This window comes from Stenotrophomonas sp., assembly GCF_031995405.1.
In the GTDB taxonomy this organism is placed as follows: domain Bacteria; phylum Pseudomonadota; class Gammaproteobacteria; order Xanthomonadales; family Xanthomonadaceae; genus Stenotrophomonas.
This window is the reverse complement of record NZ_DAMAGC010000140.1, coordinates 1-10,535: the sequence shown is the minus strand read 5'-3', so window position 1 is coordinate 10,535 and position 10,535 is coordinate 1. Positions and strand designations below refer to the sequence as shown.

The following is a 10,535-nucleotide window of genomic DNA, read 5'->3' as shown; positions in this document are numbered from 1 at the left end:
CGCGGCCGGCGGGGTGATGGTGGCCAGGGTGATGGCGATGGCACCGCGCAGGCCGAGGGCCTTGAAGTCGGGGCGGAACGAAGGATCCTTGAACGTGCCACCGATGCGCAATGGCGAGCGCAGCGCGAGGATGCTCACGTCCTTCGGGCGTGGGCGCAGCAGCAGGTCCAGCTGCTCCTGTTTGAGGTCTACGGTACCTTCGCCGATGATCAGCGTGTCGGTGGTATCGAAGGCCAGAGCGCGCGACGTCATCACCCCGTTGTTGACACCGAAATCGCCGAAGGCGCAGCGCAGCGGAATCTGCTTGTCGCCGGTGAACAGGAATTTCAGCGATTCGGCCACGTCCAGGCCCGCCAGTTCCATCACCAGGTTGCCGACGTGGCCACGGCCGATGCCGAGCGCGACGTTGCCGTCGGAACTGCCCAGCATGGCGGCGACGGAGTTGCCGGTGCCGGCCAGGTTGACGTCGCCGCTGATCCCGCCGGACGCCTGTTCGGCCAGTTTTGAATCGGGCATCAGCTTGCCCAGCTGCACCTTGCGGATGCTGGCCTGCAGTTGGGTGGAAATGGTGGGTTTGCGCGCATCCATGCGGATGGTGCTGCGGATATCGCCGCCGGCCACGCCGAAGTTCAGCGGTTCCAGTCGCAACAGGCCATCGTCCAGCTTGAGGTGGGCGTCCATGTCGTCCAGCGGCAACACCGGCGAGTTGATCCGCTGCGCCTTCCAGCGCACGTCGGCATCCATCGCACGCAGCTTGGTCAGGTTGTAGGGCGTATCGGGCAGGACTTTCGCGCGCGCCGCGAGGGCGGCGGCCTTGGCCTTCTGCTCGGCATTGGCGGTTTCGCCGGCGCCGGTCTTCGGCGGTGCGCCGATGAAGCCGGCCAGGTCGTCGAAGTCCAGGCGCTTGGACACCAGATCGGCTTTCAGGAACGGGCGGTCGCCACCGACATCGATCTGCGCGGTGCCACCGAGGTCGCTGTCGCCAGCGGTACCGGTGAAATTCTCATAGCGCCAGATGTCGTTGTCGCGCTTCAGGCGACCTTTCAGCCGATACGGCGGCGTGGACGGCATGGCCACGCCGATCAGCGGGAACAGGTCTTCCATGTCCTCGCCGCTGAGCATCAGCTCCAGGTTGAATACGCGCAGTGCGAAGGGGTTGGTCAGCGTGCCGCTGGCGATGGCGTGGGTACCGCCGGCGCGGCCATCCAGGTGGATGCGGAAGGGGTGATCGCTGTTGGTGAGTTCCAGCGGCGACTCGGTGTTGCCATCGAGCGAGAACGGGTTGCCCTTCCAGCGGCCCTTGCCCTTCACCAGCAACGGCGGGGCGCTGTCTGCGGTGCGCGGCTTGCCGCTGTTGAGGGCGACCAGCACATCCGTGCGACCGGCGGCATCGAGGAACTGCAGGCGGCCGTCATCGATCAACAGGCGCTGCAGTTGCGGTGGGTTGCCGGTGGACGGGCCAAGGAAATCCCAGTTGCCGGGCGTGTCCTTGCCGGGGCCGGTTTCGAGCAGGAGGTCGGGGCGGGTGAGGCGCACTTCGGGGATGTGGACCTGGCCGCGCAGCAGGGGCCAGACGCGGATGGCGATCTCGGCGCGGTCGGCGCTGGCCATCTGCGGGGTCTTGGCCCACGCGGCGTTGGCGAAGGTGAGGCGGTCGGCGCGGATGGTGGTGGTGCGGCCAAGGTCGACGTCGAGGTCGCCATTGATATGGAATTCGCGGCCGGTCTTGGCCTGTACGGCGCGCTCGACGGGTCCCTTGAACCAGTTCCAGTCCCACAGGGCGATGAGCAGCAGCAGCGCGGCGAACAGGAAGACCAGCAGCGCCAGCCAGCGCTGTCCACGCTTACCGGGACGCCGCCAGCGCCAACGGCGCGGGGCAGGGGATGGGGCGGGGGAGTCGACGGTATTCACACGTTGCATCCTTGCCTGTTCATCGTGCAGGCAACGCGAAGTCTTGGTAAGGATGGTGTCAGGGTGGGGGTTTGGAGGTTGGGATCAAGGTCAAGATCAGGATAAGGATCAACGGCCTTGCCCCCCCGCCAGGCCCCCGGTGCGCCAGCAAAGACCGTAGAGCCACGCCATGCGTGGCTGCCTTTTCCATGGGTGCCGAAGCTTTCGGGGCGAACGTGGGTTGGGGGGCAGCTATGGGCAGCCGCAGCCGCAGCCTCGCTCAGTGCCGACCCCTGGGTCGGCATGCTCTCTCCCACCCCCACACAACGGCAATTGCACCGCCTCGCTCCACCGCCGTTGCCAAACGCGCCGCACAACTGTCAGGGGGCGGTGTGGGTGGGTTGGCGGGACCGTCGTGTGCCATGGATGGCACACGCGAGCTTACAGGGACGTACTTGCAGCGTGTCCCGCCAACCCACCCACACCGACCCGGTCCAGCCCGGCCCGACAAAACCGGCCAACCGGCTCCGCGCAGTTGAACTCGACTTGAAACGTTGCCCCAAAAAAAAGCAACACCCTCAAAGAATCTGCGCAGTCACCGCAACGAAGTGGCAGACACTGCCGCCGATCACGAACAGGTGCCAGATCGCGTGCGAATAGCGGATCGATTCGCGATGGTAAAAATAGGTGCCCAACGTATAGGACAGCCCGCCGGCGAGCAGCCAGCCCAGCGTCCAGCCATCGATCGAGGCCCACATCGGCTTGATCGCCACCATCACCATCCAGCCCATCGCGATGTAGATGATGGTCGACAGCAGCTTGAAGCGACCGGTGAAGAACAGCTTGAAGATCACCCCCGCAAAGGCCAGCACCCAGATCGCGGTGAACATGCCCCAGCCCCACGGACCGCCGCGCAGCCCGATCAGCGTGAACGGCGTATACGTGCCGGCGATCAGCAGATAGATCGCGCAGTGATCGAACACCTTCAGCCGCCCCTTTACCACCGGGTGCTGGATCGCGTGGTACAGCGTCGAGGCCGTGTACAGCAGCAGCAACGCCACCCCGAACACGATCGCGCTGGCCAACTGCCAGCCGTCGCCATAGATCGCGGCCATGGTGATCAACACGGCGCTGGCGGCCAGCGCCGCCACCGCGCCGAGCCCGTGGGTCAGCGCGCTGGCGATTTCTTCACGTACGGAGGCAACTGTGGTCATGGCAATCGACGGTACGGGGAGGGGGACCCGCTTCCCCCTATCATCGCCGCGATGGCGCGCGCATGCACGCGCGCCTGTTCAGACGCCGTATCAGTCGACCGAAATGCTGTGTGCCGCTTCGCGCGTAGCGGCGAAGCGCACGTCCGGCGCGCGTTCCTGCGCCAGCTGCAGATTGACCCGCGTCGGTGCCAGGTACACCAGCTGCCCGGCCGCATCGATGCTCAGGTTGCCGGCATTCTTCTCGCGGAACTCTTCCAGCTTCTTCTCGTTGCTGCAGGTGACCCAGCGCGCCGTGGTCACGCTGACCGGCTCGAAGGTGGCTTCCACGCCGTACTCGTCCTTCAGGCGGTAGGCCGCTACGTCGAACTGCAGCACGCCCACCGCGCCGAGGATCAGGTCGTTGCTCATCAGCGGGCGGAAGAACTGCGTGGCGCCTTCCTCGGACAGCTGGGCCAGGCCCTTCTGCAGCTGCTTGAGCTTGAGCGGATCGCGCAGGCGCACGCGGCGGAACAGTTCCGGGGCGAAGTTGGGGATGCCGGTGAAACTCACTGCCTCGCCTTCGGTGAAGGTGTCACCGATGGAGATGGTGCCGTGGTTGTGGATGCCGATGACATCGCCCGGCCACGCTTCGGCGGCGATCTCGCGATCGCTGGCCATGAAGGTCAGCGCGTTGGCCAGCTTCATTTCCTTGCCGGTGCGCACGTGGAAGGTCTTCATGCCGGCCGCGAAACGGCCCGAACACACGCGCATGAAGGCCACGCGGTCGCGATGCTGCGGGTCCATGTTGGCCTGGATCTTGAACACGAAGCCGGTCAGCTTGTTCTCCTCCGGCGCGATCACCCGGCCGGTGGTGGCACGCGGCTGCGGCGACGGTGCGTGCTCGACGAAGAAGTCCAGCAGCGGCTGCACGCCGAAGTTGTTCACGCCCGAGCCGAAGAACACCGGGGTCTGCTTGCCGGCCAGGTAGGCCTCCGCGTCGAACGGGTGGCTGGCGCCCTGCACCAGTTCCAGCTCGTCGCGCAGGTCGGCCAGCATGCGCTCACCGATCTTCTCGGCCAGGCCGGGAGAATCGATCGACGGGAAGATGGTCGAATCCTGGCGGGTGAAGTTGCGGCCCTGTTCGTACAGGTGCACTTCGCCGCTGATCAGATGGACCACGCCCTTCAGGCGCTGGCCCATGCCGATCGGCCAGGTCACCGGGGCGCACTGGATGCCCAGCACGCTCTCGACCTCGTCCAGCAGGTCGATCGGCTCCTTGCCTTCGCGGTCGAGCTTGTTGATGAAGGTCATGATCGGGGTGTCGCGCAGGCGGCACACTTCCATCAGCTTGATGGTGCGCTCTTCCACGCCCTTGGCCACGTCGATCACCATCAGCGCCGAGTCCACCGCGGTGAGCACGCGGTAGGTGTCCTCGCCGAAGTCGGCGTGGCCGGGGGTGTCGAGCAGGTTGACGATCTTGCCTTCGTAGGGGAACTGCATCACCGAGGAGGTGACCGAGATCCCGCGCTCCTTTTCCAGCGCCATCCAGTCGGAGGTGGCGTGGCGCGCGGCCTTGCGGCCCTTCACCGACCCGGCCATCTGGATCGCACCGCCGAACAGCAGCAGCTTTTCGGTCAGCGTGGTCTTGCCGGCGTCAGGATGGGAAATGATGGCGAAGGTGCGGCGGCGCGCGGCTTCGTTGGCGACTTCGGACATGGCGTGACGCGCCCGCCCGGGGCGCTTTTCATGGAGATAAGCCGTCCAGTATAGCGGGGGCGGGCGTGGCCGGGGTCAGGGCACGGCCGTGGGGTCGCCCGGATCGCCTTCGCGGGCGAAATGCAGCTCGCCCTGCGCGGTGACGATCCGCACCGGCAGCGAGCGCAACTGCATGCCGCCGTTGGCCTGGACCACGAAGTGCAGGTGCGGGGCGGTGCTGTAACCGGTGTTGCCCGACAGCCCGATGCGCTGGCCGGTCTCGACCCGCTGGCCGCTGCGCACCAGCACGCCATTGGCCTGCAGGTGGGCGTAGACAGCCATGCTGCCGTCCTCGTGCAGGATGCGGATGAAGTTGGCGCGGGTACGGTCGCGTACCGGGTCGCGGCCGTTCGCGGTGAAATTGCCCTGCACCTGCATCACCCGCCCCGCGCGCGCGGCGAGCACCGGGGTGCCCTCGGCCAGGGCGAAATCGATGGCATCGCGGTTTTCGGCATCGGTGTGGCTGAAATGCCCCTGTGGGGCCTGGGTCACCTGGAAGCGCCTGGCGTCGAACGGCAGTTGGTAGGCCACGTCCTGTGGATGGGCGGTGGGGTCACCGGGCACGGCGTCCAGCAGCAGGTCCAGGCGCGGTACGTCGGCGGGCAGCTGCAGACGGGTCACCACCACGCTGGCCGACCCGGCCAGCACGCTCTGCAGCGGCAAGCCCGGCAGCGCGGTGGCGCCGGCCGGCTGCCGCAGCGCGATCTGTACCGGCCCGAGCAGGTGGTTGTCCACCCGTGCCTGCCAGCGGCTGCCGCCCCCCTCCAGCGTGACCGTGGCAATGCCCGCATCGACGGTGTTGGCCGGCGCTGCGGTGTTGGCCTGCTCGATCAGGCCCCAGCCCGAGCGCCACGATGGCGCGGACGATGCGGGGCCGGCGAGGGCGGTGAGCGGAAGCAGCATCAGGGGCAGCAGCAGGAAACGGCGCATGGCGGGGATCCGATGAAGTGGGGCGACTGTACGGAAGCGCGCGTGCGCGGGGAAGCGGGCAGTGGCGACACGGGTGATTGACGGGACGAATCGCTGCGCGCATCGTCCCATTGCACCGCCGTGCCCGCGATGGTCCCGCCCCCTTGTGAGGGATGTCCATGAACGTTGATGCCCGTGCCCGTCCGCAGGTCCGCGTGTTGCAGGTCCGTCCGCAGGTGGTGGCGCTGCTGTGCTGCTGGGTGTTCCAGGCAACGGCAGTGGACAACCCGCAGGTGGCCATCCGCGTCCATCTGGATGTTCCACCGGGAACTTACACCTCCTCCACGGCCGAAGTGTTCCGTGCGTTCGGCCAGGGCGGCTCGATCACCGGGCGCGACTCGTTGCTGATCGCGACAGCGGATAACGGTCCCGCCCGCGGCGTACTGGCGTTTGGCGAGGGCAGCCTGGTCGACCTTGCCAACAGCCGCATCGTGGTGACCGGGACATCCGGCATCGGGGTAGAGACGCAGTTCGGGGGCGAGGTACGCATCACTGGCACGCAGATCGAGATGCAGCAGCAGGGATTTGGCATCTTCATCGGAACCAACGGTATCGGCACCGTCACCGACAGCACCATTGTGATGGCTGCTTCAGGGTATGGCGTTACGAACGACGGCACGCTGTCACTGCTCCGTACCACGGTGGTCACCAGCGCACCGGGCGGCATCGCTGTCGTTGCCGGCGGTACCTCTACCCGTGTCATGGATAGCCAGCTGCGGACCACGGGAGACGTCGCTGCCGCCCTCAGTACCAGCCTGAACGCTGTGGTCCTGGTCAGCGGCAGCACGCTGCAGACGGCAGGCGACGGCAGTTACGGCGTCGGCGTCCGCTCGGGCGCCACGGTGGACATTGCCGGTGGGTCGATCACCACCACCGGCAATGATGCGGCCGGCATCAGTATGCTGGTCTTCAACCCTACGCTGAGCACGCTGCGCTTGAACGCGGTCGGCATCCGCACCTCGGGCCAGGGCTCGCCGGGCATCCAGCTCGACAACGCGACCCAGCTGACGATGACCGGCGGCAGCATCGACAGCGTCGCCCCGGCGGTGATTGCCGCCGACGACAGCGCTGTGTTCAGTGGCGCGCGGTTGGCATCGTCGGGTGACGCGGCCTCCGCACTGCGCATGACCACCGCCGCGGGGGTGTTCCAGCTCGACGATACCCGCGTGCAGGCGTCCGGGGCAGGCAGCTGGGGCGCGGAGGTCGCCGGCCGTTTCGACATGGCAGGGGGCAGCCTGGAGAGCACGCAGTACGGCGCGTTCCGCAGCGATGGCGGGGTGGTCACACTCTCGGCAGGCGCGCAGGCAAGCGGCGGCAACGGGCACCTGTTCGACCAGGCCAGTGCAGCCCCTACCACGCTGACCATGGACGGTGCGGTGCAGGCTACCGGGGACATCGGCTTCGCGCCCGGCGTAGCGCCGGGCATGTTGCCAGCGGCCACCACGGTGGCGCTTGGCAACGCGTCGCGTTGGACCGGTGCGACGACCGGCACCGTGTCCGCGCTGTCCATCGCCAGCGGCAGCCGTTGGCAGCTCACCGCCGGTTCGGATGTGCAGGCGCTGCACCTGGATGGCGGCAGCGTGGCGTTCTCCGCACCGGCCAGCGGCGGCTTCAAGACGCTGCGCGTGGACGGTGACCTGACCGGCACCGGTACCTTCGCGATCCACTCCCGGCTCGGCGGCGACGGTTCGCCCAGCGATCTGCTGCACGTGGTGGGCGATACCCGCGGTGCGTTCGGTCTGCAGGTCGACAACGCCGGTGGTACGGGCGGTCTCACCGCCGAAGGCATCCGTGTGGTCCAGGTGGACGGTGCATCCGACGGTCGCTTCGCACTGGCCGGTCGTGCCGTCGGGGGAGCGTACGAGTACTTCCTGTTCAAGGGCCGGCCGACCGTTGCCGACGGCAACTGGTACCTGCGCTCGGAGTTCGTGCCGCCGCCGCCGGACCCCTGCGACAGCGACCCCACCGGACCGGGCTGCACCCCGCCGCCGGATCCGGATCCCTGCGATGCCAACCCGGCGCTGCCGGGCTGCCCGCCACCGACCGACCCCTGCCTGGCCGATCCGGAGCTGCCGGTGTGCCGGCCCCCGCCGCCGGTCTGCGAGCAGGATCCGACCCTGCCGGTGTGTCGGCCTACGCCGATCTACCGCCCGGAACTGGCCGCGTACCTGGCCAACACGACGGCGGCGATCGACCTGTTCCAGTACTCGCTGCGTGGGCAGACCGGCGTCGGGACCGGTCGCACCGATGGCGCGCGCAAACGTGGACTCTGGATGCGGGTGGAAGGCCAGCAGGGCCGGTTGCCGCGGCAGGCGGACCAACTGTCGGCGTCGCATGAACGCTCGGTGGTGCGTATCGGGTCGGACCTGTGGACGGCGAGCGACGGCCGGGCTGCATGGGGGGTGATGGCGGCGCACGGCGTGGCGACGGCCAGCACGGCTTCGCTGCTGACCGGCTACACCGCGCGCGGGCACGTGCAGGGCGTTGCCGCGGGGCTGTATGGGCTGTGGGAGCAGGGCAACGCGGATGGCACCGGCGGCTTCGCCGATGGCTGGGTGCAGGCCGGCCGCTACCGCAACCGGGTGAACGGCGAAGACGCGGCGCCGGAGCGCTACGACACCCGGACCTGGGCCGGATCGCTGGAAGGCGGCTACCGCTGGCGCCTGGCGGCCTCTGAAACCGGCGCGCTGCTGCTGGAGCCACGCGTCCAGGCCACCTACACGCGCCTGCGCGGCGACGACCATGGCGAAGCCAACGGCACGATCATCGGTGGCCTGGACCAGGCGGTGTGGAGCGGTGAGGTGGGGCTTCGGCTGGCATGGCTGGACAGCACCGGACCGGTACGCGTGCGGCCGTTCATCGGCGTGAATGCCCTGCGCGACAGCCGTGCCACCGCGCTGACCCTGGATGAGGTGGGCTTTGCCACGGCGCGGCCGCAGGACCGTTACGAGGCCCAGATCGGGTTCGAGCTGGCCCTCGCCTCGGGCTGGAGCGGTGCGGGCCAGCTGTCGCTGCAGCGCGGTGCCGACGGATTCCAGCAGCAGTCCGGTGAACTGGGTCTGCGCTACCGCTGGTAGCGCCGCAGGGCCGCGGCTGATGACAAAAAACTATATCGCTTCATCCTGATGAAAGGATTGACATCGCGGGAGCGGGCTGGCATCGTGGCTCCACCATCGAGACCGGCAGAGGGACAGGCCCTTTGAAGCCGGGGCAGCCCGCAGACGCGAAAGCGACCTGCGTAGGTGCCAAATCCTGCGGAGACCGTGGCTGTCTTCCGAAAGATGGTTCGAACCGTGCACCGTGCGTGCGCTTCGAACGCGAGCTCCGCGAAAGCTCGATGGCCGTTTTCCTACTTTGGATACCGCCATGGGTTTCGCCACCGCCACCGCTGTTGCCACCGATACCTTCGTACCGATCAGTGTCCCGCTCGACGCCGGGTCCAACGCCGTGCGCGGCGAAGTCGCCGCGGTGCTGTCGATGCGCCACGCCGGCGCCCGTCCGGTCCGCCTGCGCTACGAGCTGGTCGGCCGTGCGGGCGCACCGGTGGTGGTGCTGGCCGGCGGCATCTCCGCGCATCGGCACGTGGCCGCCAATGCCGAATTCCCGGAGAAGGGCTGGGCCGAAGGGCTGGTCGCCGCCGGCCGCGCGCTGGACCCGGCCGAGCAGCGCATCCTCGCCTTCGATTTCATCGGTGCCGACGGTGCACTGGACCTGCCGATCGATACCGCCGACCAGGCCGATGCGCTGGCGCTGCTGCTCGATCATCTGGGCATTGCGCAACTGCTGTGCTTCGTCGGCTATTCCTACGGTGCGCTGGTTGGCCAGCAGTTCGCCATCCGTCATCGCCAGCGCCTGCTCAAGCTGGTCGCGGTAAGCGGCGCGCACCGTCCGCATCCCTATGCCTCGGCCTGGCGCGCACTGCAGCGCCGCGCGGTCGCGCTCGGCCAGCTGCAATGCGCCGAAAGCCATGGGCTGGCGCTGGCGCGGCAGTTCGCGATGCTCAGCTACCGCACGCCGGAGGAATTCGGCGAGCGCTTCGACGCCCCACCGGAAGTGGTCAATGGCCGGGTGCGCGTGGCCGCCGAGGACTACCTCGATGCCGCCGGCGCGCAGTACGTGGCGCGCACCGCGGTGGATGCCTACCTGCGCCTGTCCGAATCGATCGACCTGCACCGCGTCGACCCGACCGCCCTCCACGTGCCGACCGTGGTGGTGGCCGTGGAAGGCGACCGCCTGGTGCCGCTGGCCGACTGCGTCGGCCTGGTCGAAGGTCTGGGCCCGCGCGGCAGCCTGCGCGTGTTGCGCTCGCCGTACGGCCACGACGCCTTCCTCAAAGAAACCGATCGCATCGACGCGATCCTCGCCACCGCCATCCGTTCCCTGGGAGAAACCGCATGAGCCTGTCCACCGGTACCGAGCCGTCCTGTAGCCGCGTCACCGCCGCCGTGCGCGCCGGCATCGATCGCGACACCGCCCACGGTGCGGTGACCCCGCCGATCGTGCTGTCGTCCAACTTCAGCTTCGATGGCTTCGGCAACAAGCGCCAGTACGACTACACGCGCAGCGGCAATCCCACGCGCGACCTGCTTGGCGAAGCACTGGCCGAACTCGAAGGCGGCGCGGGCGGGGTGATCACCTCCACCGGCATGGGCGCAATCAACCTGGTGCTCAACGCGCTGCTGCAGCCCGGCGATACGCTGGTGGTGCCGCATGATGCCTACGGCGGCA

7 protein-coding genes and 1 riboswitch are annotated in these 10,535 nt (G+C 68.2%); of the genes, 3 read left to right on the top strand and 4 right to left on the bottom strand.

Translation table 11 applies throughout. The annotated features are described in order from the left end of the window. The 4 genes from RTO53_RS17645 to RTO53_RS17630 all read right to left on the bottom strand — a co-directional run. Positions 1 to 1,920, bottom strand: a 1,920-nt coding sequence (locus tag RTO53_RS17645) for an AsmA family protein (RefSeq protein WP_312239022.1), incomplete at its 3' end; no start/stop codon positions are given. 548 nt (positions 1,921 to 2,468) lie between these two features. Then, entirely contained in the window at positions 2,469 to 3,110 is a 642-nt protein-coding gene (locus RTO53_RS17640; RefSeq protein ID WP_312239023.1) for a hemolysin III family protein, read from the bottom strand. A gap of 84 nt (positions 3,111 to 3,194) precedes the next feature. Next, positions 3,195 to 4,799, bottom strand: coding sequence for a peptide chain release factor 3 (locus RTO53_RS17635; protein ID WP_312239021.1), 1,605 nt, complete (start codon positions 4,797 to 4,799; stop codon positions 3,195 to 3,197). 75 nt (positions 4,800 to 4,874) lie between these two features. Next, positions 4,875 to 5,768 (bottom strand): M23 family metallopeptidase, encoded by an 894-nt coding sequence (locus RTO53_RS17630; protein WP_312239020.1) that lies wholly within the window; start codon positions 5,766 to 5,768, stop codon positions 4,875 to 4,877. Between the two features lie 158 nt (positions 5,769 to 5,926). Here RTO53_RS17630 and RTO53_RS17625 point away from each other — a divergent pair, with 158 nt between their 5' ends. The 3 genes from RTO53_RS17625 to RTO53_RS17615 all read left to right on the top strand — a co-directional run. Then, positions 5,927 to 8,884, top strand: a complete 2,958-nt coding sequence (locus RTO53_RS17625; RefSeq protein ID WP_312239019.1) for an autotransporter outer membrane beta-barrel domain-containing protein — start codon at positions 5,927 to 5,929, stop codon at positions 8,882 to 8,884. Between the two features lie 90 nt (positions 8,885 to 8,974). Then, positions 8,975 to 9,095: riboswitch (SAM riboswitch) on the top strand. Positions 9,096 to 9,173: 78 nt separating this feature from the next. Next, positions 9,174 to 10,205: a homoserine O-succinyltransferase gene (locus RTO53_RS17620; RefSeq protein ID WP_312239018.1), complete on the top strand. Its 1,032-nt coding sequence runs from the start codon at positions 9,174 to 9,176 to the stop codon at positions 10,203 to 10,205. Next, positions 10,202 to 10,535 (top strand): PLP-dependent transferase (locus tag RTO53_RS17615; protein ID WP_312239017.1); only part of this gene is annotated, 334 nt, incomplete at its 3' end. The genes RTO53_RS17620 and RTO53_RS17615, both read left to right, overlap by 4 nt.